Below are 22,340 nucleotides of genomic sequence, written 5' to 3'. Positions count from 1 at the left end.
ATTTTTCTATTTCCGAACAATCGCTGAGACAGCCTTATAATCGTTCGCTTTTTCGTTGACTTTACCTATATGGACTGCTACACTAAGAATGCTGCCCAGAGGCAGTCATTTGCTGTGTTAAGAATTGCGCGCAAAACTTGTAATGGGGGTATATCCATGTCAACGGTAGTTGTAGTCGGAACCCAGTGGGGAGACGAAGGCAAAGGAAAAATCACCGACTTTCTGGCGGATGGTGCAGATGTTGTAGCCCGGTATCAAGGGGGAAACAACGCAGGCCATACGATCATGATCGGGAATAAGAAGTATAAGCTCACCATGATCCCGTCCGGTATTTTCAATGAAAATAAAGTGTGCGTCATCGGCAACGGCATGGTCATCAATCCATCCGCTCTCATCGACGAAATCAATTATATACATGAACACGGCTTCTCTTCCGAAAACTTGAAAATCAGCGACCGTGCGCATCTCATCATGCCGTATCATCTTGTGCTGGACGGTTTGGAAGAAGAGCGCAAAGGCGACAACAAAATCGGCACGACCCGCAAAGGGATCGGCCCTTGCTATATGGATAAAGCTGCTCGCAACGGGATTCGCGTCGCGGATCTGCTCGATGCCGAGGAATTCGAAACGAAGCTTCGCCGTCTCGTTGTTGAGAAGAACCAAGTTATTGAGCAGGTATATGGCGGCGAGAAGCTGGATGCCGATCAAATTTTGACAGAATACCTGGGTTATGCTGAGATCCTTCGTCCGTACGTAACGGACACATCCGTTGTTCTGAACGACGCGATCGACAGCAACAAACGCGTATTGTTCGAAGGCGCGCAGGGCGTTATGCTGGACATCGACCAAGGCACGTATCCGTACGTAACTTCGTCAAACCCAACGGCGGGCGGCGTATGTATCGGTTCCGGCGTCGGTCCCTCGAAGATTCAACAAGTCATCGGCGTAGCGAAAGCATACACGACGCGCGTCGGCGACGGTCCTTTCCCGACAGAGCTCAGCAATGAGACGGGCGACTGGATCCGCGAGAAAGGCCACGAGTACGGCACGGTTACAGGCCGTCCGCGCCGCGTCGGCTGGTTCGATACCGTCGTCGTCCGCCATGCGCGCCGCGTCAGCGGAATTACGGGCTTATCCCTGAACTCGCTTGACGTGTTGTCCGGCCTTGAAACGGTCAAAATTTGCACCGGCTACAAGCTGCGTGGCGAAGTGATCGAGCATTACCCGGCAAGCTTGAAGCTGATTTCGGAATGCGAAGCCGTCTATGAAGAGCTTCCAGGCTGGAGCGAGGATATCTCGAACGCGAAGACGCTGGCGGATCTACCCGAAAACACGCGCCGTTACGTAGAACGCGTATCGGAACTGACGGGCATCCCAATTGCGATCTTCTCCGTAGGTCGTAACCGTGAGCAGACGAACCCGGTGGCACCGATTTATATCTAAACCGAACCTAATGAGGATGGCGAGTAATCGCTGTCCTCTTTCTTTTTGCCCGAGGAAGTGAATGGTTCTTCCCCCCGGTGCCCATACTAGGGAGTATGGGCGAAATGCCCTTGTCAATCTAGCTGCCTATTTAAGAGGCGGCCGAATGCAAAGGGTGATAGAAATGTGGAAGATTACAGGGAAAGTCGTGGCTGCGGCCGCTAAGCTGGCGGCAGCTGCGCTATTGATCAGCTTCCTGTCGATTTGGACGACAGGGTATGTCGTGAACAGTTATGTGGAGACGCTGCTGAAGCAGTTTCATGTACCGCTTGATGAGAAGCCTTTTGCTATGAGTGGGGTATGGGGCAATTTATGGGGGGCCAATCCGGAGGTGAAGTCGACGGCTTCGGGCAATACGGACAACGGCGCGGATAACGGGAAGCAGAACAACGATGGGACGGCGAGCAATGACAAGACCGGGGATAAGGACACGTCTTCGGCTGATTCGTCATCGGGCGGTATCGGTTCCGATACGTCATCGAACCCGCACAGCGGCAAGGATGCCGACGGCTCCGTCGACGCGTTTGGCGATGCGCAGGAAGGCGAATTGAGCGACATCGGCGGAGGCGCGGGACCGAAGGGCAACAGCGGTACCGTATCCGGCGGGCAGAGCGGTACGGGAGCGGGCAGCGAAGGAACGGATGCCGGCGAAGGCGATGCACCAAAGGACGAAGTAGCGATGTCGACGGACGAGATCAATGCAGCCAAATCGCAAATCAGCCAAGCCGACAAGGAGAAGCTGTTCAATGTCATCATGACGAAGCTTCCGCAGGATGCGCTGCAGAAGATTTCTTCACTGATGGAGAACGGTTTGACGAGCGATGAATTGACCCAAGTACAGCAGCTAATGGCCCAATATTTGGACCGATCGGAGTACGATGAAATGGTTGCAATTCTGAGCAAATATTAATGTCAAGTTAAAGGTCGTTTGGTTGAACCTGTATATTGCGGTATGTTACAGTATAACTCGTAGCTGGACAATGTAGAATTTTCATTGTCAGATCCCATCAAAAAATGGCAACATATCGCGAAAAGGAGACGATCATGACCTTTTTTACGGACAAGGGTCGATTCCGAAAAGTGTGGAATTCGTTCCGACAGACTTTTCGGCGCGTAGACCTTAAACATGCAGCCAATGCTAACGATACACATGATTCAAGCAAGCGACTGCGCCGCAGACCGTTCCTCTTGATTGGAGGCGCTGCAGCCGTCCTCATTCTTGCTGGCTTCAGCGGCACGGAGTATTTGAAGGCACACACCGTTAATTATGTCGAAGTGTTTCACAATGGAAGCTTAGTCGGCGAAGTTGCCGCGAAGGATCAAGTCACGGATTACATCAGTACGAAACAGAAGCAGTTGACGGCTGAACATGCAGATGTACAAGTTGTGCTTGATGCGGGTACGATCACATACGGATCTAAAAGCGCTTACAATGCCAAGCCGGATACGGCGGCAACGCTGAAGAAGCTGGATGGCTTGATGGCATCGCATGCCGTAGGCGTGGAGCTGGTCGTGGACGGCAAGCGCATCGGCGTCGTGAAAGACAAGGCGACGGCGGCCGAGCTGCTGGAGCGGGTGCAGGGCAAATACGCACCGACGACCAAATCCCGGAAGACGGAAGTCACGGCGCTCTCCTATTCCTCGGATGGCAGCGTGAAATCGAAGACGGCGTTGAAATCCGTGAAATTTGTCGAGAAGATCGCAACGGGCGAGGCCGAGGTTCAGCCATCAGAGCTGGCGAATCCTGAGGAGCTGTATCTTAAGCTCATCAAGGGTACGGTGAAGCCGAAGAAATATACCGTCAAGGACGGAGACTGCGTGGGTTGTATCGCACATGAGTTCGGTATTTCGCCGCAGGTCATCTACGAACGCAACAAATGGATCAAAGACGATATGATTAAAGTCGGCGATGTGCTCGATCTGACAGTCCTGCAGCCGGAGGTAACGGTCGAGACGGTGGAGAACGTGACGGAGACGGAATCCATCGAACCGATCACGGTTTTCCAGAAGAACAGCAACATGAAGTCTGGAAAGCAGAAAATCATCCGCCAGGGCCAAAGCGGCAAGAAGCAATTGGTATACCGCCTGGTGAAGCAAAACGGCTATCTGATGAGCGAAGAGTTGATCAGCGAGGTCGTGCTTGAGCCGTCCGTTCCCGCGATCATTATGAAGGGAACGAAGGTCATTATCGGTGAAGGCAGCGGTCGGTTCGCTTGGCCGGTTACGGGACATCGTTTGACCAGTTTCTTCGGTATGAGATGGGGCGCGCTGCACCGCGGCGTCGATATGGTCGGAGGCCACACCATCATGGCGGCGGACAACGGCGTCGTGACCTTCACCGGCACGCGTCCGGGTCTTGGAAACTGCATCATTATCAACCATCAGAACGGGTACGAAACGTATTACGGCCACTTGAGCAAAATTCTGGTGAAGAAAGGGCAATCCGTCGAGCAGGGCAGCAAGATCGGCATTATGGGAAATACCGGTCACTCCTTCGGCACGCATCTGCACTTTGAGGTTCACAAGAACGGCGAGCTTCAGAACCCGCTCAAATATTTGTAAAATCCAAGCTTCGTTCATGGAACACTGCCCGGCTTTAATGCCGCGGCGGTGTTTTTTGTATTTATTTGGTTCTGTTCTTACTGGGAATTCCAGCTGCCTCCGGAAAAGGGCCGGATTCGCGGAAATACGGCGAATTTCGCCTAAAACTCCCCTCATATGAGGGAACTTTCATTGGGAACAAAGCTGGTTCCTATGGTAGAATGGAGGGAGATAGTTGATGCGACAGGCGGTGTAGCGATGCCCGGAAAAATATTGGTGGTAGACGATGAACAACCGATTGCGGATATTATAAAATTCAACCTTGAGAAGGAAGGCTATCAAGTCATCTGCGCCTTCGACGGCGGAGAAGCGGTGCGTCTTGCGTTCGAGGCGCTGCCGGATCTGATTCTGCTGGATTTGATGCTGCCCGTCAAGGACGGCATGGATGTGTGCCGCGAGGTGCGCACCCGACTGCAGACGCCGATTATTATGCTGACTGCCAAAGACACCGAGCTCGACAAGGTGCTGGGGCTTGAGCTAGGCGCCGACGATTATGTAACGAAGCCGTTCAGCACGCGCGAGCTGCTGGCAAGGATCAAGGCGCATTTGCGCAGAACGAAGAGCGATGCGGCGACAGCCGCTGCCGCGGCGGCGGCCGGCGGCACGACCGGGGCTGAACCGGACAAGCAGGGACTCGCGATCTTCAACTTGTTTATCGATACCGACATGTATGTCGTCTATAAAGATAATGAGCCGCTTGATCTGACGCACCGCGAGTACGAGCTCGTCTATTATTTGGCGCGCAACTGCGGGAAGGTCATGACGCGGGAGCATCTGCTTCAAGCGGTTTGGGGCTTTGAATATTTCGGCGATGTGCGCACGGTCGATGTGACGATTCGCAGGCTTCGGGAGAAGATTGAGGATGATCCAAGCCGGCCGGAATATATTTTGACGCGCCGGGGACTTGGGTATCTGATGCGCAATCCCAAATCCGGAGGTTTTGGCTTCGGATGAGCGGAGGGATACGGTTCTTTCGCACCATCCAGGTGAAGCTGATCATCATTTACGTGCTGCTCATCCTGATTGCGATGCAGCTGATCGGCGTTTATTTCATCAGCACGATGAAAACATCGCTGACCTCGACGTTTACGAACAACTTGAACGAGCAGGCTAATCTGCTCTCAGATATAGCAGCGCAAACCTTGTCCAGCCAGTCGGATAAGACGGACAATCCCGGCGATCAGACGCGGGAAGAGTATCTCAGCATGCTCGTCAGCAGTTTGTTCAGCATTAGCGAAGCTGAAATTCAGGTGCTGGATGCGAGCGGCAAGGTTCTGGCGACGTCCGTGCAGTCCCATCAGTCGTATATCGGGAAGAAGAATACGTCACTGGAGGTCAGCCGGACGCTTCAGGGGATTCGGGACATTGAAGAGGAGATTATTGACGAAGACGGGCTGCGCAAGAAAATCATTGTGAAGCCGGTCGTCTACGAGAAGAAAATCGTAGGCGCGATCTACCTCGTCGCTTCGATGAAGGAATTGTACCGAACCGTTGACCGGATCAACCGGATTTTCATGTCCGGGATGCTATTCGCCCTCGGTTTAACAGGTGTGCTCGGCATTCTGCTGGCGCACACAATCACGAATCCGATCAAGGCGCTCACCCGTCAGGCAGCGGGCGTAGCGGAAGGCCGCTTCGACCAGCAGGTGCCGGTGCTTGGCGACGACGAGATCGGGCGGCTTAGCGAAGTGTTCAACAACATGACGATGCGTCTGCGGGACGCGCTGTCGGCCAACGAGGAAGAGAAGGAGAAGCTGGCTTCGATTCTGGCCAACATGAGCGACGGCGTTGTGGCCGCAGATGAGCGCGGCGTTGTTATTATATCGAACCGCCGGGCGCAGGAGATGCTGCGCCGGGATGACTGCGAAGGGACGCGGCTGACCGACTTGTTCCGAATGGACGAGGCGCAGCTTGCGTCGCTGGTGAAGGGAAGGGAGCCGGCCGCAGTCATCTATCATGTGCAGGCCGAGGGCGAAGAGGACGAGCTGATGCGCGTGACGCTGACGCCGATTCACCGGCGGGAGCAGGGGATTTCCGGTACGATCGCGGTGCTGCAGGATGTAACGGAGCAGGAACGGCTGGAGCAGTCGAGGCGGGAGTTCGTCGCGAACGTATCGCATGAGCTGCGCACGCCGCTGACGACGATCAAGAGCTACGCGGAGGCACTGGACGATGGTGCAATGGATGAGCGCGAGCTGGGACAGCGCTTTGTCGGCGTCATCCGCAACGAGACGGAACGGATGATTCGGCTCGTAACGGATTTGCTTCACTTGTCGCGGCTTGATTCCAATCAGGCGCCGCTGCGCAGGCTGCAGACGAATATGCCGGAGATGCTGGAAGAAGTGGCGGACCGCTTCTCCTTCCAGATGAGGAAGAAGGCGATCCGGGCTTCCGTCCGTGTGGAGGACGGCATTACGTCCGTCTGGCTCGACCGCGATCAGATTGATCAGGTGCTTGATAATTTGGTGTCCAACGCCATCAAATATACGCTGGATGGCGGGCGCATCGAAATTATCGCGCGCAGACAGGAACCGGCATCCATAGCCATCAGCGTGAAGGATACCGGTATCGGGATACCGAAGCGGGATTTGGGCCGGATCTTCGACCGGTTCTACCGCGTGGACAAAGCCCGCTCGCGCAACATGGGCGGTACGGGCCTCGGCCTGTCCATTGCCCGGGAAATTGTGAAGGCGCACGGCGGCTCGATTGCGCTCGATTCCGAGCTGAACGAGGGGACGACGGTGACGGTCATTTTGCCGGCTCTGACCGGAGGTGAAGCGTCATGATGGATAAAATGAAGACATGGGTGCTCACGGCGCTCGTCATGATGAGCCTTATTCAGAGCTACCTGCTGGCCTACAGCATGCCGGGTCTCGGCGTGACGACGTCGCCGCAGCAGGGTTACGTCAAAGCGGAGCCGATCGGCGACGAAGAGAAGGTCGAGAACGTGATTTTCCCGGAGGATATGGTGCTGCATCTCGGCAAGGAGAAGCATACGGTGCTGTACCCGGCGTCTAATTTCTATAATTTGATCTTCGGCAAAATCAAAAGCCGGGAGTTCAAGGGCTTCCAGCGGAGCATCGCATCCATTGTGGACTGGGACGAGATCCGCGACCGCGATCAGGGGCTGGAGCTCCGGTTCGGCAGCGGCGTACCGGTTGAGCTGCTCAGCAAGGTACTGAAGCTGGAAGGCGATTCGCTGTTTATGAACGACGTGGTGAACCGGATCTGGATTTACAAAAGCAGCGACCGCGACGAAGTGCGCACGTACTTCTTCAGCTCGGACAATGTGTCGGTCTACGAGTCCGTGAAAGCGGATTTAACCGCACAGGACGTGCAGATGTACGTCGGCTACGGCGAATATCAGGTTAATTACAAGCGGGTCAGCCCAGATATCTATCTGCCGGAAGGTCCAGTAGAGACGATGTCGTCGATTGTAGGGTACGACAGCTACACGCCCGAGCAGATGCAGAGTTACCTATTCTTCGATCCCGGCGTTACGCGGGCGATCAGCGACCGCAACGGCTCGCAGATCTATACGGACGGCAAGCGCGGCCTGCAGGTCGAGCAGAACGGGCGCTGGATCAGCTACACGAATCCGGCGTCGGTGCAAGGGCAGGACGACAGCGAGAGTCAAAACGTGTATACGGCTGTCCAGTTTGTTAATCAGCACGGCGGCTGGGACGGTATGCATCGTTTCGAGCACGCTGGCATTCTAGAGGATCCGCAGGTGCTGCGGTTCCAGCAGTATTACGGGTCATATCCGATCATTCCGATGAATCCGTTCCTGTTCGGCAACATGAAGCTTCGGCTGCAGCAGGGTACCGTATCGGAATACGAGCGGTCGATGCTGACGCTGAAGAAGAAGCCGGACCAGCGTACGGTCGAATGGCTGCCGGGCGGCGCCATGCTGGCCAATGCTTATGCGCATTATGCGCGCAGGACGGAAGTGAAGGCGGTGTATCCCGCGCTTCTCGCGATGCCGGGCAAAGATAAGACGCTCCAGCTGCATCCCATCTGGGCGGTGCGCCTGAGCGATGACAGCGAGGAAACGCTGCTCGATGCAATCCCCGGAGGGTATAAGCCGCTGCCGGGTGAGCCGGGCGGAGCGCCGCTCGCTGCGGACAGTGCCCACGGCGGGAGTACGCCGAGCGGTCAGGGTATAGTGAACGGCGGCGGAGCTTAAGGCGCCCAGGGTAGTCAGGCGTCCAGCGCGCATGAGACGACGGCGGGATTGTAACCTATAGGACGGACGTTATTTTGCAGGGTGAGACGGGAGTTGACGGAATGGACTGGGGCAGGGCGAAGAGTGTGCTGATTATCGCGTTCTTACTGCTGAATCTCGTGCTTGGATACCAGCTCTGGTCCAATATCCGGGAAGGGCTGCGCACGAGTACGGACGTCAGTGATTTGCGGCCGGAAACGCAGGCGCTCATGAAGGAAAAGCAGATCAAGCTTGGTACGAGCATTCCTTCGGAAACGCCGGAGCTGCGGGATTTGACCTATCGGGTGAAGGCCAAGCTTGGCAAGGCCGAGCGTCATGTGCTGAAGGTGCCCGTGGACAGCAAGGTCGTGTTCGTTCAGAAGGAGCTGCAGGCGAGCCTCGGCGGGATTATTCCGGAGCTTGACCAGTATACGTTCGGCGCGGACCGCGACAGCGAGTTCGTGTTCTACCGGATGGCTGACGGCAACCCGATGTTCGACGTAAAGCTGGAGCTGTTCTACAGCAATCAGAAAATCATCGCGTACAAGCAGGATCTCATCACGCTCCTGCCGCCTCCGAAATCGGCGCCGCAGTCGGTGCTGCCGGCAACGAAGGTGGTTACGAGCTTGATCGAGAACCAGCTGCCTTACGGCGCGGTTATCAAGGACATTAAACTGGGGTATCACGGGCAGATTTTCAACTCCGATACACAGGTTTCGGCGCCGACGTGGCGCGTGCTGCTCGAGGATGGCGGGCAGTACTATATGAATGCCATCAGCGGGGAAGTTGTAACGGAATAAGCGGCGTTTCGCAAGCGGCTTGCAGGTTTTTACGCGGCCGGCAAGTTTGGGGAGCAGGGGAAAGGGCAGGTTTAAGGAGAGCATGGGACTTCGATTTACGGTACTAGGAAGCGGTTCGACGGGGAATGCCACGATCGTGCAGGGTCAGGATGCCACGGTGCTTGTGGATGCAGGTTTGAGTGTTAAGCGGATTGAAGAGCTCATGCGGGAGCAGGGCGTGTCGGGCCATAACATTGATGCGATTCTCGTCACGCATGAGCATTCGGATCATATTAAAGGGCTCGGTGCCTTCGCCCGGAAATTCAATGTGCCGATCTATGCGAACGAAGCGACATGGGGCGCGCTGGAGCGGCATGTCGGGCAGCTCGGAAGCGAGCAGCGCGTCATTATCGAGACGGGCGAGACGATTAATTTCGGCGCGATGCGGTCCACTTCGTATGCGATCTCGCATGATGCGGCGGAGCCGGTCGGCTACGTGTTTGAAGAAGACGGCTTGAAGCTGAGTCTTGCGACGGATCTCGGGTATGTGAGCGATAAGGTGCGGCGGATGATTGAGGATTCCGATGTGCTGGTGCTGGAGTCGAATCATGACGTGAATATGCTGCGCATGGGGCGTTACCCGTGGAACATTAAGCGGCGGATTCTGAGCGATGTCGGTCATTTGTCGAATGAAGCAGCCGGCGAGGCGTTATGCCAGTTGATGACGGACCGGACGAAGCGGGTCTATCTGGCGCATCTGAGCCTGGATCATAATCTGATTGATCTGGCGCGGATGACGGTGAATGAGATATTAGAGAATAACGGTCATTTCTTCAAGCGGGAAGAGCATCCGCTGCGCAAAACATACCATGACCGGCCTACGGCATGGGATGAAGTGAAGCAACGATAAGCTCGTCCAGCTCGGTATCGAGCGAGCGGACCTTGAGCTCCAGCTCTTCCGGGGTTATGAGCCCTTTGTCGATCAGCAGCTCCGTCATGGCGCTGAGGGTCAGCAGGGTGCGGTAGTGGTCTTCCTTGAGATCGGCCAGTTTGGCGACGAGATTCAGATGGTCCAGTGCGGCGGAAGGTTTGCGCGGCATGGGTTGTCCTCCTTGGGAAGATAGGATTTTGATTGGGTGCGTCCTATTACTTAGTGTAGTCTATTCTACCGATATCATTCCTAGTCTTGTAAAATAATGATCTTGATGTCCGCGGGCGTCGAGAGGAGCGATGATAGATGAGCTTATTCGATGATGATTTTTACTCGACGCGTGTGTCGCGGCGTGCCCGTTCGGCTGTGCGGGAGAGCAAGGCCGCTCCATTCAAGCGCCGCGGCAAGCAGCGCTGGACGCCGGTGCGGATTGCGCTGACATCCTCCATGATCAGCGCCGTTGCCGTGGTGGTCGTATTCGGCCTCTTCACGGGCTTCGACCGCAGTGAAAGCACGGCCCAAGCGGTGTCCGGCGTGACGAACGTCGGCATGAACGACCCGCTCGAGAAGACGATCACCGCAGCGGCGAAGGTTCGTCCTGCGGTCGTGAGCATTATTAACGAGCAGATGCTGCCCGCAGGTGCGGCCGGCGGCGGTAAGGCAGAGACGGAGGAGCCGTCCACCGGCAAGGGGGCCGACTCTGATTCCAAGCTGGAGCAGGCTGCGCTTGGCTCCGGGTTTATATTCGAGAAAGTAAAGGGCAAGGCGCATATCATTACGAATAATCACGTCATTGCGGACGCTGCGGCGGTGAAAGCGGTGCTGAGCGACGGCGAGACGCGGGATGCGAAGATCATCGGCAAGGACGAGATTACGGATCTCGCGGTGCTGGAGATTGACGGCTCGGGCATCGATACGGTCGCGCATATCGGCGAATCCGATGATCTGCGAGCGGGTCAGTGGGTCATGGCGATCGGCAACCCGCTGGGTCTGAGCGATTCGCTCTCCATGGGGATTGTCAGCAAGACGAAACGGATCATTCCGATCTCGCTCAGCCAGGACGGCAACTACGACTGGGAGCAGGAAGTCATCCAAATCGATGCCTCGATTAACCAAGGCAACAGCGGCGGACCGCTGATCGATCTTGACGGCAATGTCGTCGGCATCAACAGCATGAAAATCGCCGATTACGGCGTGGAAGGCGTCGGCTTTGCGATTCCGTCCCACTTGGCAAAACCAATCGTGGAAAGCCTGCTGGAATACGGCAAAGTGAAACGGCCTTACTTAGGCGTGTACACGATGGACTTGGCGCAATATTTCGCCCAGCAGGCGGCTGCGGCTGCCGGAGCGGGAGCGGGCGGCGACAGCGCAGGCGGCGATGTGCCGCAGGACAGCGACGAGCCGCAGAGCGGCGATGACGGCGGAGCGGCTGCGATTGAGCCCGGCGACAATGGCGCGGACGATGGCACGGGCGATGCGCCGGCCGCAGGTCAGGACGGCGGCGCTGCGGAAGGCGGTGCCGATGCGGGCGGCGAGCAGAGCTTGATTCCGCCGCAGGGCGAGCTCAAGCTGCCGGACGACGTGCATGACGGCGTGATCGTGCTGCAGGCGGTCGGACCGGCGGCGGAAGCGGGTCTAGCATTCAACGATGTGATCGTGAAGCTGGATAAGCAGCCGATCAGCAGCACGATGGATCTGCGCAAGTACCTGTACGGGAAGAAGCACATCGGCGACAACATCGAAATCACGTTCTACCGCGACGGGAAGAAGCAGACGACGACATTTAAGCTTGCGGAGAAGACGGAAGAATAAGCGACATCGTCGCCTAGCAAATCAGCTCGTTCGGAGGCCGGAGACGGTCCTCGATTGACGGGCTGATTTTTTTTTGCGTACAATGGAGGAAATACGGACGAGATTAGAGCTGGAGGCTAAAGCATTCATGTATTGTGTATGTAAAGAGCATGTGGAACTTGCGATCGATAAATTCGTGGACGAATACGAGGATGCGCCGGATATCGTGGACCTGGCGACGACGACTTTCACGGCATGGGAAGCGCCGGCGACGTGCGAGTTGGGGCAGTGCGTTAACGCCTCGGCCTACTTGGTGGTGTAGCGCATGCATATTCAAATCGCTGCCGTAGGCAAGTTGAAGGAGAAATATCTCGTGCTCGGCATCGCCGAATACGCGAAGCGTCTGGGCCCGTACGTGAAGCTGACGCTCACGGAGGTCGCGGACGAGCGGGCGCCTGAGACGATGAGCACCGCCGAGGAAGCCCAGGTGCGCGAGCGCGAGGGCGAGCGCTTGCTCGCGCAGATTAAGGCGGACGCGCATGTGATCGCGCTCGCCCTGGACGGGGAGCTGTGGTCGAGCGAGGACCTCGCCGGCCAGCTGGATTCGTTAGCCACGTATGGGCGGAGCCACGTGGCTTTTGTCATTGGCGGGAGCACGGGGCTCGCGCCCGCCGTCTTGAAGCGCGCCCAGCAGCGGCTGAGCTTCGGGCGGATGACGCTGCCTCACCAGCTCATGCGGCTCGTGCTGCTGGAGCAGGTGTACCGGGCGGTGAAGATAAATCGGGGGGAACCGTATCATAAGTGACGGCAAGTTTATGTTGAAGCTGTTCCATGAAGCCGTTAGAAAGTAGCGCGTTTTTTCTGATTATAATAACGTCCTAAGCTCACGTTGATATTTTTTCATATGCGCTAATGTCGGAATAACCCGGTTGGCCGAACGAATGCCGCCGATCCTCATGTTTCGGACGACATGGTAAGGGGCAGATAAAAGCGCATGCAGAAGGTTTATATCAGAAGAGCTTAATTATCGGTATCTCTGATAATAGTCGATTGAGCGAAGCATCTCCGTACCGTTCCAAACAAAATTTCGATGAAGAATATGGGACAAATCCTTCATTCTTGTGTGGAGAGAACTGTTATCAAAGTCGATCAAATGTAATTTTCGTCGTTTGTCTTTAATCAGATTGGGATAATTGTAATCGCCATGAACAAATGCGGAAGCCTTTTGTTCGGCATCGATGGCCTCTAAGACTTTTGGCTGATGCAAATAGCCCAGCACTTCCTCACAAAGCGCTGCTAAATGCCCTGTATTTTTGTACTGACTGAGCAGTTGTTTATATTCCGAAACTTCGTGGTTCAGTCCCGAATATCGGATTCTTGCGACAGGAGCTTCGGCTGCAGGGAATCCTTCAGCAATGGAATGGAATTTGGCCAATGTTCGAATCCCATTCTTTAAGTCTAGCTCCTTGTAAAGACCGGTCTCTGTCCGTCTACCCAATTCGTTAACGTGTACGAAATGCCATCATGAGTCATGCAGGCGGATTGATCCAATGTAGGATAAATCCTCTGACCACGGGTAAATCCATGCTCATCCATGCAGGATAGGATGCGGGTAATAAAACGGACCTCCTCTTCCGGGAAGACGTAACTTTTTAAACAGTAGCTCGCGTCAGCGGGTCGAATCCTGTAAACATCTTGTATTTGAACCGTTTCTTTGATTTTTATTCCGTACATTTGTTCTACCCTTGACCCGATGGACACCCTCATACTCACTTCTCCTCATTGATTTGTCCATTCCTCTAATAAATCAATTGCTTTCAATCGGAGAAACCATGTTTGTTCCATAATCTCTAGCATTTCACGACTTCTAGGGCGATTAGGGAACCGAGTGGCATGCCAAGCTTCCCGAGGCAATCCGTACAAGGAAGAAATCAGTTTGCGCTCGGTCCTGTCTAAAGGACAGAGATCTTCGTACCCTTTTAACAACGATTGTATGAAATCGGGATTAAATTGAGTCGTGTTCATGAGGGCCTTGGCTACATCAACGTAGATGGAGCCAACCTTAATATGGTCCCAATCGATGATGAAAAGCTAGTTGTCATCTGAAATAATGACATTAGGTGAAGTAATATCGTTGTGTATCAATGCGGGGCGGTCCAATTCCTTCTCAAAGAGGTCTGCAATCTCCGGGTTCCTTAAATCGGCCCAGGCCCGATCCGAAATTATTTTATAGTGTTTGCCATATTTTTTGTACCATCCGTGGTTCTGTTTATTCGTTTGGATTGCCTTTGCCATTCGTCTACGAAAGAGGCGGTCTTGAATTCTCCATATTTGGATTTGTTTGCGAGTAGACGACCCCTTAGTGGAAAGAAAACGACCGGATGTCGTATGTAGGGTGGCAAGGGCCCGGCCAAGCGCTTCAAAATCTTGTTCGTTTTCCAAATTCCTTCCTTTTATCCAAGCGGTTATATAGAAGGGCCTTCCTTGGTTTAACGTCCATAACTTTCCGGTATTGCTCGTGAGCCATTTGGGCATGTAGCTGAAACCGCTATCCATCAAGAGCTGTATATAGTTTGCAGTTGTTTTTATTTGATGAATTGTACTCGAGCGGAGTAATAAATTCCGAAAAAAGGGCTTTATCCCATAGGTTCCACTTTCGGTTTGTATCTGGATGATGGCGTTTTTTCGGTAAAAGGACGCGATTGAGTTTGAACGCAACGGAATCAGGCCGAATTGGCGGGTGATTTCGCGAATTCTAGTTTTTGTATAGGAATTGGTCATGAATAACCTCGCTTCATTCAAGATGGGAGAAAGAAGAAGATCGAGAGGATAGCTATTAGCTAGGTTATTCATGGATGGGGGAGTAGTATGGTCTAACGACATGAGAGCAATTAAAAACTTGCCGTTCAGACAGCGCGGTGAACCGTATCACAAATAACGGCAAATTTTTCTGAAAACCGCAACTGATAACCTCATCTTATGCCCATGATTTAGGTATGGCTGTTTTCCCTGGGGAAGAAGATCAATTAATAAATCAATCTCAATTGAAAGGGGATCACAATTGGAAAACAGCACCACTTTTATCTCAATATTTAAGAGAAAATCATTCAACAAGAGGATTAGTATATATTCAAGAAAATGCGGATGAGTTAGGTGTACTACAAAATCTCATAGCATTATTAGGCGATATGATGAGGGCCCACAATTTATCTATTAATGAAATGGAATTTTAGCTCGGAAGAAGGGTTGCTGCCGGAGAAAGAGAAATTGACATAAAGCATCTTCTAATTAAGTTGGAAAGAGCCGTTTTTCATTCTAGAAGAGTCCTTTAGAAAATTAGGACTATTATACTAATAAATGAACTCAATTTTTGACAAATGTAGGCGTTTTGGCTTATACAAATAATGCATCATCCTGATTATGATAGTTTTATAGGTATAAATTATTCCAAGTGAAAAAGGCAAATCACGGGAAACCGTGAGACGCAAAGCCAAGGGCCTGATCCGCCATACCTAGCGGAAGGCAGCCGGTTGCCACAGGGACCATAGTTCTCTTATACTATGAGCCTTGTTAAGCAGGCTTATTTTTATTGGGCTTTATTCTTTTTTTCACAAGAGAGAGGTAGGTCCATGAAGATGAAGAACAAATGTACGAGCAAGGTATCATCGCTAGTGATTCTACTGCTGGTACTGCAGCTGCTTTTGCTGCCAGTCCAAAGTGTGCTCGGCGCAGCAGGCAGCAGTATTTTGCCCCCAAGCAATCTTGCGACACAGCTCATCACGCCGGATGATGCGAAATTGACATGGAGCTCGGTTGTGAACGCTACAGGCTATAACGTTTATGAAATCACGGATGGCCAACTGATATTGCGCGGTACGACTGCAACGAACAGTTATACGGTCAACAATCTTGCAGAAGGTTCGTACACCTATGTCGTCTCGACATTAAGTGCAGAAGGCGAGTCAGGACCATGTGCGCCGATTACCGTTTCAATCTCCTACCCAGAAATGGCGGCTCCTACACTCAGCTATTCGCTTGTTAACGTCAATGACATCAAATTAAGCTGGACAGCTGTACCTTATGCTGAAAGCTACAGCCTTTATCAGATGGATAGCGATGGACAGCAGAAATTGCTTACATCGGGGACAGCACGAACATTTACAATCTCGAACGCACCGGAAGGCACCTACAAGTTCGCTGTATCTGCGGCCAACACGTTGTACGGAGTGTCTCCGCTTTCAGCACAGGTGCAAGCGGAAATCATTCATCCGACCATGGCGGCTCCTGGCAATTCTACGTACACGCTTGCGAACGGCAATGACTTGACGTTGAAGTGGGACGCCGCCGCGAATGCAACAGACTACAAGGTCTATCAACTTGTTGACGGGCAGAAGGTGCTGAAGAGCACGGTAACAGGTACAAGCGTTGCTTATTCGAATGTACCGGCAGGTGAATACGTGTATGAAATTCATTCGGAGAGCAGCCGTTTCGGCGAATCTGCAGAGGGCAGTCAGGTTACAGTTAACATTAACACCGTAACAATGACGGCTCCTACTAATTTTAGATTTACGATCGCGAATGCGAACGATATTACGCTCAAATGGGACGCTGTAACTTTTGCAACGAGCTATAAGGTATACCAGATTATGGGTGGCCAGAAAGTGCTGAAGAGCACAGTAACGGGTACAAGCGCTGTATATACGAATGTACCGGCAGGCGATTATACGTATGAGGTTCACTCGGTAAGCGCCGATTTTGGCGAATCTGCAGAAGGCAGCCAGCTTGCACTCACAGTCAATGCAGTCTCAATGGAAGCACCTGCAAACCTCAGCTATACAACTGCAAACATTAATGATATTACACTCAAATGGGATGCGGCAGCGAATGCAACAAGCTACAAAGTTTATCAGATTGTAAATGGTCTGAAAGTGCTTAAAAGTACGGTATCCGGCACGGCTGCAGCATACACCGGATTGCCTGAAGGTGATTACAGCTATGAGATTCACTCCTTCTCCAGTAAATTCGGTGAATCGGCTCAAGGCGCAGCAATCTCGTTCTCGATTCAATTTCCGACGATGGAGCCGCCGTCTAATGTCGTCCAAACCATTACGAGCGTGAAGGACTTCAAGCTCAGCTGGAATGCGGCAGCGAATGCAACTAGCTATAAAGTGTACCAAATTGTAGATGGTCAGAAGGTACTGAAGAGTACAGTTACAGGGTTGAGTGTTACGTATACGAACATGCCGGCTGGCGAGTATCAATATGAGGTTCACGCATTCTCCAGCCGCTTCGGGGAGTCTGCAGAAGGCAGCACAGTTGTAGTAACATTGAACGGCATTGTGCTCGAAGCGCCGGCAAATCTGGCGTTCAGCATCCTGAACGGAAATGATATTAAGCTGACTTGGTCGGCAGTTGCAAACGCGACGAGCTATAAAGTATACCGGGTTGTAAACGGTGAATATGTGCTGAAGAGCACGTTGAGTAGTACGACCATAACCTATACGAATCAAGCGGCGGATAATTATGATTTTGTCGTCGTCGCCGTTTCGACGCTTTATGGTGAATCGCCAAAAAGCTCAGAGGTGAATATTGCGCTCATTTATCCGGTAATGGCGGCTCCGGGCAATCTCACCTCCAAAATCCAGAACGGCAACGATGTGCTCTTGTCTTGGACCGCGGTGCAATACGCAAACAGCTACAAGGTGTATGAGCTGGTAGGTACTGGGGAAGTGCTTAAGGCGACGACAGCTTCCTTGAATACCGTCATTTCCAATGTATCCGCAGGTGATCACACCTACATGGTTCGTTCCGTAAGCACGCGTTTTGGCGAATCATTAGCTGGCAGTCAAGTAACCGTAGCGATGACGGAAATTGTCTTGCAAAAACCGGCGAATCCTTCCTACACGTTCGCGAATGGCAATGATATCGTCCTCAGATGGGACACCGTTCCTTTTGCAACGAACTATAAAGTCTATCAGATCGTCGATGGGCAAAAGACGTTGAAAAGCACGGTAACATCGACGACTGTCACCTATGCCAACATAGCAGAAGGCAGCTACGAATATGAAATTCATTCGTATAACAGCCGTTATGGCGAGTCCGAAGATGGCAGCGACGTTACAGTTTCGGTTGTCTTCCCTGATATGCAAGCGCCGGTCAACTTAACAAAAACGGCAGCGAACGTGAACGATATTACGTTGAAATGGAACGCAGCTACCTATGCAACAAGCTATAAGGTCTACCAAATTGTTAACGGTGAGAAAGTACTAAAGAGTACAATTACAGGAACATCGGTTGGTTACGCTGGCTTGGCAGAAGGGATGTATGAATATGAGGTCCATTCGGTCAGCAGCCGTTTTGGCGAGTCGGCAGAAGGCAGCAGAATCACCTTCTCCATCGTATGGCCGATCGTACAGCCGCCCGTACTAAAGGCGACTGTGTTTAACGGAAATAATATTACGTTCTCGTGGCAGGCGGCAACATGGGCGACCGAATACCGTGTTTATGAAGTCGTCGATGGCAATCGTCAACAGCTTTATAAAGGAACTGGCCTTAGCGCACAAGTAAACAACCTGTCGGAAACGGTGCATCACTTTGAGATTGAGGCTTACAGCGCTCGTTTCGGATTATCGGCCCCTTCCGAGCGGCTGGATGTCAACGTTATTTATCCGGAAATGCAGCCGCCTGCAGCTAGCATTAAGCTGCTTAGCCCAACTAGCGCGCTAATTTCTTGGAACTTCATCACCTATGCGAACGGCTACAATGTGTACGAAATGGTTAACGGCTTGCCTGTACAGCTCGCGAGAAACGTGAATAACCTTTCGTATACCCTTACAAACCTGTCATACAAGAATCATGAATTCTATGTGACCTCGTACAGCAATTCGTTTGGCGAGTCTGCGCCTTCGAACATCGTTTTGGCAAAGCTGATTGTGGATAAGGAAGCACCGGTTACTACAGCGAACACCACTGGCAGCTGGACGAAGCAGAGTCCGGTCACAGTGACACTGACGGCTACAGACAATGAAACAGGCGTAGCAAATACGTTCTATTCGTTGAATGATGCTCCATTTGAAATCGGAACATCGGTTACAGTAACGGAAGAAGGCATTCACAAGCTAACGTACTACTCTGTCGATAAAGTGGGTAATACGGAAGCTGAGAAGACAAGCTATGTGAAAATCGACCGCACAAAACCGGTAACTTCTGCGACGGTTCCAACGGGCTGGTCTAACGAAGCGGCAACGGTCACGCTGACAGCAGCAGACGCTATGAGCGGTGTAGAGAAAACGTACTATTCGATCGACGGTTCCGCTTATGAGGAAGGCACAAGCGTTGAAGTAAGCACGGATGGCGTGCATCAGATCAACTTCTATTCGGTTGATCATGCAGGCAACGTAGAACAAGCACATTCTGTGACCGTAAATGTGATCGACCGCACCGCTCCGGCAACAACCGCAGAAGCACCTGCAGGCTGGGTGAAAGAAGCGGCGGTAACATTAACTGCGACAGATGCGCAGAGCGGCGTTGCGAATACGTACTACTCGATCGACGGATCCGATTATGTAGAAGGCACAAAAATTGAAGTAAGCACGGACGGCGTGCATGAAATCAGCTTCTACTCGGTTGACCGGGCAGGAAACGTGGAAAAAGCGCAGCGATCGACGGTTATGATTGATCGCACAGCGCCGACAACAGCTGCGGCAGTGCCTTCGGGCTGGTCGAAGCAGGACGTGACTGTAACACTGACAGCGAACGATGCACAGAGCGGCGTTGCGAAGACATATTACTCTCTTGATGGTTCTCCTTATGCAGCAGGTTCCGTCTTTACCGTGGAGTCGGAAGGGATTCATAACGTAAGCTACTACTCTGCAGATGCAGCGGGCAATGAGGAGACCGTCCGTCAATTAGAAGTCAAAATCGACAAATCCGCTCCAATTGTCACAATGGACTTGAACCCTTCTTATAAGCTCGGAGATTCCGTTAAACTGACATATTTGGCTGCAGACAGCCTATCGGGAATCGCATCGGAAAAAATGACGGTTACGGGACCGAATGGAACGGTGGAAGCTGTTAAAGACACATCGCTCAAGATTGATCAGCCTGGTGTGTACACCGTAACCGTAACTGTTATGAATGCGGCGGGACTGAGTACAACGATTAAGAAGCAGTTCAGCGTGTACATTGCAGCAACCATTGAGGTTACACCGAAGGTTATTAAAGGCAACAGCGGTGTCTTTACCGTTCGAGTTACGCTTCCGCAAGGCTTCAGCACTGAAGGCTTTGACTTGAACACTGCAACGATCAATGGCGTGAAGGCTCTTAACAGCAACAACGGCTACTACAGTCAGGCGAAGATGGGTCAGTTTAAGTTTGAGCGTTCTGAATTTACATGGAACCAATCCGAGGTGCTGCTCGAGTTCCGCGGGTATGTGAACGGCATTCTAGTCGTCGGTCAAACGATGGTTAAAGTAAATCCATAATAAGAAAAATAGGACACCTTAATAGAGGGTGTCCTATTTTTTCGCCGTTAACTCCGTTACGGTGAACCGTACCATAAATAACGGCAAGTTTTTTGCGGAAAACTAGCAGGAGACGTGTAAAGCTCCTTGAATGATATGGGTCAGGATGAGAACAAGTCGTGACGAGGGGTAACGTGGAAAACAACGATAGTAACGCAACGACCGCTTCACGGTATTTTATCGGGGAACGGTCGTTTCATTTTGGTTATAATGGAAGTAAGCAAGGTTCAACAATTATTAGAGAGCAGGTTAAATGTTAATGACAGTCAATCCAAAACAGCGTTATCGCTTCAGCGATGCACCGATATGGGATCTACAAAGGCAGTATTACGAAGAAGAAGGATTGAGGGCTTGGAACAACGATCAAGTGCCGCAATACATAACGAGCAATCCGATGATCGGGACCGCATACGCAGAAATGATTTTCGGTTTTCTTCAAGATCGGGCGAATAAGGGATATGGTACGGAGCCCGTGATGATCGTGGAGCTTGGAGCGGGAGCGGGGCGTCTTGCGTATCATGTGTTGCATGAGTTATGCCGGTTGAGGGATTACGCAGGGATCGCATTGCCTCCGTTCCGTTATGTGATGACGGACTTGGCGATGAATAATGTTCGGGCTTGGAAGAAGCATCCCGCGCTGCAAGCTTTTATTGCCGAGGGGATCCTCGACTTCTCGCGGTTCGATGCGATCCATGATACATCCCTGCACCTCGAAATGTCAGACGTAATGATTCGTCAAGGGGACCTACAACAACCGTTAGTCATCGTGGCCAACTACTTTTTTGACAGCATCCCGCAAGAGCTGCTTTATATAGGCGATGGACAGGTTTATGAAGCGGACGTGTACGTCGAATATCCCGAACATCATGATTCACTAAAACCATCGGAATTGCTGGATCAAATCGTGTTAAGTTATGAGCATCGGCGGGCGCCGGAGTACGAACAAGAAACCTATCCCTACCGGGATGTCATTGCCGTCTACAAGGAGCAGCTCGAAGATTCGCACATTGTATTCCCCGTCGCAGGATTGAATTGCTTAGAGCGGCTAAACAAGTTGTCGCAGCATGGTTTTCTATTAGTCACGGCGGATAAAGGCGATCACTTGCTGGATAGCTGGAAATTCGCAGAGCCGCCGCTGTTGACCCTGCACGGTAGCTTTTCTTTAACGGCCAACTACCATGCGATTCAATATGTGTTTGAACAAAGAGGAGCCGCGGCGTTATTTCCACCGCATCATTATAAAAATATTAATGTTGGCTGCGTTCTCCATGTGGAACAGCCGATGGACTATCCCCAAACGAGATTAGCTTATCGCCGGTTTATCGAACGCTATGGACCGGATGAATTTTTTAGCATGAAGGTATGGGTAGATCGCAATTTAGAAAGCATGGGCCTGGAGCATATTTTAAGCTTTTGGCGTTTGGGCGGATACGATGCGGAATTTTTCATTCAGAGCACGAAGCGGATCTCTAGTCTGATTGCGGATGCGAACGATGAAGAAAAGCAGGATCTTTTGACAGGCATACAGCGGATGTGGTCCTCGTACTACGTCATGGAGCAGCGGTACGATCTTGCGCTCGATGCGGGGTTGGTACTGTTTGAGATGAGTATGTACGAGGAATCCAAACGGTTTCTTGAAATATCGATCCTTGAAGAACAAGATGAAGTCGTATCGACCGTATATTATTGTCTAGCTATTTGCTGCTTCGAGTTAGCGTTAGTCCAAGAGGCGTCGCATTACTTGCGTGAGTTATTAGTGCTCGATCCTGGTCATGAAGAGGCAATGGCATTGTTAAGCATGGTTCAAGCGTGAAATTTTTTTGAGAAACTTTGCGAAGCATAGTAATAGCGCTCGCTGGTGGATGATTTGAAATTCATGTAGACACCCAGATGAGGGTTGTTATATTAGACCTATAGTTCTCGAACCACCTGTTTAACAACGAGGGTGGTTCTTTTTTTGTTTGAGGTACAGCATCATCAGCTGCTGTATCCTCGCGACCACCGGACAAACGTACTTTTTTACTCCTTGT

Annotated in this window: 17 protein-coding genes and 1 riboswitch; of the genes, 14 read left to right on the top strand and 3 right to left on the bottom strand. The window is 52.1% G+C overall.

Going from position 1 to position 22,340, the window contains the following annotated elements; all coding sequences use genetic code 11:
• Window positions 1-156: 156 nt before the first annotated feature.
• From KXU80_RS18370 to KXU80_RS18335, 8 genes are all read left to right on the top strand, one after another.
• Complete coding sequence (locus tag KXU80_RS18370; RefSeq protein WP_219834657.1) at window positions 157-1,443, top strand: adenylosuccinate synthase; 1,287 nt, start codon at window positions 157-159, stop codon at window positions 1,441-1,443.
• 145 nt (window positions 1,444-1,588) lie between these two features.
• The gene (locus KXU80_RS18365) at window positions 1,589-2,392 is read left to right on the top strand and encodes a hypothetical protein (RefSeq protein ID WP_219834656.1); all 804 of its coding nucleotides are present in this window, start codon (window positions 1,589-1,591) and stop codon (window positions 2,390-2,392) included.
• A 134-nt stretch (window positions 2,393-2,526) separates the two neighbouring features.
• Window positions 2,527-4,044 (top strand): M23 family metallopeptidase, encoded by a 1,518-nt coding sequence (locus tag KXU80_RS18360; RefSeq protein ID WP_219834655.1) that lies wholly within the window; start codon window positions 2,527-2,529, stop codon window positions 4,042-4,044.
• 237 nt (window positions 4,045-4,281) lie between these two features.
• On the top strand, window positions 4,282-5,037 hold the full coding sequence (yycF, locus tag KXU80_RS18355) for a response regulator YycF (protein ID WP_219834654.1): 756 nt from the start codon (window positions 4,282-4,284) through the stop codon (window positions 5,035-5,037).
• Window positions 5,034-6,869 carry a cell wall metabolism sensor histidine kinase WalK gene (gene walK, locus KXU80_RS18350; protein WP_219834653.1) on the top strand — a complete coding sequence of 612 codons (1,836 nt, stop codon included), beginning with the start codon at window positions 5,034-5,036 and terminating at the stop codon, window positions 6,867-6,869. The genes yycF and walK overlap by 4 nt, the downstream gene beginning before the upstream one ends.
• Entirely contained in the window at window positions 6,866-8,269 is a 1,404-nt protein-coding gene (locus tag KXU80_RS18345; RefSeq protein WP_219834652.1) for a YycH family regulatory protein, read from the top strand. The genes walK and KXU80_RS18345 overlap by 4 nt, the downstream gene beginning before the upstream one ends.
• 101 nt (window positions 8,270-8,370) lie before the next feature.
• The gene (yycI, locus tag KXU80_RS18340; protein ID WP_219834651.1) at window positions 8,371-9,087 is read left to right on the top strand and encodes a two-component system regulatory protein YycI; all 717 of its coding nucleotides are present in this window, start codon (window positions 8,371-8,373) and stop codon (window positions 9,085-9,087) included.
• An 82-nt stretch (window positions 9,088-9,169) separates the two neighbouring features.
• The gene (locus KXU80_RS18335; RefSeq protein ID WP_219834650.1) at window positions 9,170-9,976 is read left to right on the top strand and encodes an MBL fold metallo-hydrolase; all 807 of its coding nucleotides are present in this window, start codon (window positions 9,170-9,172) and stop codon (window positions 9,974-9,976) included.
• Here KXU80_RS18335 and KXU80_RS18330 read toward each other — a convergent pair.
• Complete coding sequence (locus tag KXU80_RS18330) at window positions 9,945-10,166, bottom strand: hypothetical protein (protein ID WP_219834649.1); 222 nt, start codon at window positions 10,164-10,166, stop codon at window positions 9,945-9,947. The genes KXU80_RS18335 and KXU80_RS18330 overlap by 32 nt on opposite strands.
• A gap of 137 nt (window positions 10,167-10,303) precedes the next feature.
• Here KXU80_RS18330 and KXU80_RS18325 point away from each other — a divergent pair, with 137 nt between their 5' ends.
• From KXU80_RS18325 to rlmH, 3 genes are all read left to right on the top strand, one after another.
• Window positions 10,304-11,809: a S1C family serine protease gene (locus tag KXU80_RS18325; RefSeq protein WP_219834648.1), complete on the top strand. Its 1,506-nt coding sequence runs from the start codon at window positions 10,304-10,306 to the stop codon at window positions 11,807-11,809.
• 127 nt (window positions 11,810-11,936) lie between these two features.
• Window positions 11,937-12,110: a CxxH/CxxC protein gene (locus KXU80_RS18320; protein ID WP_219834647.1), complete on the top strand. Its 174-nt coding sequence runs from the start codon at window positions 11,937-11,939 to the stop codon at window positions 12,108-12,110.
• Between the two features lie 3 nt (window positions 12,111-12,113).
• On the top strand, window positions 12,114-12,593 hold the full coding sequence (gene rlmH / locus KXU80_RS18315) for a 23S rRNA (pseudouridine(1915)-N(3))-methyltransferase RlmH (RefSeq protein ID WP_219834646.1): 480 nt from the start codon (window positions 12,114-12,116) through the stop codon (window positions 12,591-12,593).
• A gap of 219 nt (window positions 12,594-12,812) precedes the next feature.
• Here the strand turns inward: rlmH and KXU80_RS28125 are convergent, their stop codons facing one another.
• Window positions 12,813-13,223 (bottom strand): phosphotransferase, encoded by a 411-nt coding sequence (locus KXU80_RS28125; RefSeq protein ID WP_258171055.1) that lies wholly within the window; start codon window positions 13,221-13,223, stop codon window positions 12,813-12,815.
• 656 nt (window positions 13,224-13,879) lie between these two features.
• Window positions 13,880-14,569, bottom strand: coding sequence for a phosphotransferase (locus KXU80_RS18305; protein WP_258171054.1), 690 nt, complete (start codon window positions 14,567-14,569; stop codon window positions 13,880-13,882).
• 215 nt (window positions 14,570-14,784) lie between these two features.
• On the opposite strand from KXU80_RS18305, the gene KXU80_RS18300 reads away from it, so the two are divergent.
• The 3 genes from KXU80_RS18300 (at window position 14,785) to KXU80_RS18290 (ending at window position 22,123) form a co-directional block, all read left to right on the top strand.
• Window positions 14,785-15,021, top strand: a complete 237-nt coding sequence (locus KXU80_RS18300) for a hypothetical protein (RefSeq protein WP_219834645.1) — start codon at window positions 14,785-14,787, stop codon at window positions 15,019-15,021.
• Window positions 15,022-15,237: 216 nt separating this feature from the next.
• A riboswitch (cyclic di-GMP riboswitch) is annotated at window positions 15,238-15,326 on the top strand.
• A 91-nt stretch (window positions 15,327-15,417) separates the two neighbouring features.
• Complete coding sequence (locus KXU80_RS18295; protein WP_258171053.1) at window positions 15,418-20,271, top strand: OmpL47-type beta-barrel domain-containing protein; 4,854 nt, start codon at window positions 15,418-15,420, stop codon at window positions 20,269-20,271.
• A 298-nt stretch (window positions 20,272-20,569) separates the two neighbouring features.
• Window positions 20,570-22,123 carry an SAM-dependent methyltransferase gene (locus tag KXU80_RS18290; protein ID WP_219834644.1) on the top strand — a complete coding sequence of 518 codons (1,554 nt, stop codon included), beginning with the start codon at window positions 20,570-20,572 and terminating at the stop codon, window positions 22,121-22,123.
• The last annotated feature ends 217 nt before the right edge of the window (window positions 22,124-22,340 follow it).

Source organism: Paenibacillus sp. R14(2021) (genome assembly GCF_019431355.1).
Lineage (GTDB): Bacteria > Bacillota > Bacilli > Paenibacillales > Paenibacillaceae > Paenibacillus_Z.
Note: the sequence above shows the minus strand (reverse complement) of the source record. Positions and strands in the feature narration are given on the sequence as shown.

Bases quoted from the DNA above. Each gene is read 5' to 3' on its own strand.
- KXU80_RS18300 (WP_219834645.1), top strand. From the start codon at position 14,785: ATGGCTGTTTTCCCTGGGGAAGAAGATCAATTAATAAATCAATCTCAA.
- yycI (WP_219834651.1), top strand. From the start codon at position 8,371: ATGGACTGGGGCAGGGCGAAGAGTGTGCTGATTATCGCGTTCTTACTG.
- yycF (WP_219834654.1), top strand. From the start codon at position 4,282: ATGCCCGGAAAAATATTGGTGGTAGACGATGAACAACCGATTGCGGAT.
- KXU80_RS18305 (WP_258171054.1), bottom strand. From the start codon at position 14,569: ATGACCAATTCCTATACAAAAACTAGAATTCGCGAAATCACCCGCCAA.
- KXU80_RS18360 (WP_219834655.1), top strand. From the start codon at position 2,527: ATGACCTTTTTTACGGACAAGGGTCGATTCCGAAAAGTGTGGAATTCG.
- KXU80_RS18365 (WP_219834656.1), top strand. From the start codon at position 1,589: ATGCAAAGGGTGATAGAAATGTGGAAGATTACAGGGAAAGTCGTGGCT.
- KXU80_RS18290 (WP_219834644.1), top strand. From the start codon at position 20,570: ATGACAGTCAATCCAAAACAGCGTTATCGCTTCAGCGATGCACCGATA.
- KXU80_RS18335 (WP_219834650.1), top strand. From the start codon at position 9,170: ATGGGACTTCGATTTACGGTACTAGGAAGCGGTTCGACGGGGAATGCC.
- KXU80_RS18320 (WP_219834647.1), top strand. From the start codon at position 11,937: ATGTATTGTGTATGTAAAGAGCATGTGGAACTTGCGATCGATAAATTC.
- KXU80_RS18330 (WP_219834649.1), bottom strand. From the start codon at position 10,166: ATGCCGCGCAAACCTTCCGCCGCACTGGACCATCTGAATCTCGTCGCC.
- rlmH (WP_219834646.1), top strand. From the start codon at position 12,114: ATGCATATTCAAATCGCTGCCGTAGGCAAGTTGAAGGAGAAATATCTC.
- KXU80_RS18295 (WP_258171053.1), top strand. From the start codon at position 15,418: ATGAAGATGAAGAACAAATGTACGAGCAAGGTATCATCGCTAGTGATT.
- KXU80_RS18325 (WP_219834648.1), top strand. From the start codon at position 10,304: ATGAGCTTATTCGATGATGATTTTTACTCGACGCGTGTGTCGCGGCGT.
- walK (WP_219834653.1), top strand. From the start codon at position 5,034: ATGAGCGGAGGGATACGGTTCTTTCGCACCATCCAGGTGAAGCTGATC.
- KXU80_RS18370 (WP_219834657.1), top strand. From the start codon at position 157: ATGTCAACGGTAGTTGTAGTCGGAACCCAGTGGGGAGACGAAGGCAAA.
- KXU80_RS18345 (WP_219834652.1), top strand. From the start codon at position 6,866: ATGATGGATAAAATGAAGACATGGGTGCTCACGGCGCTCGTCATGATG.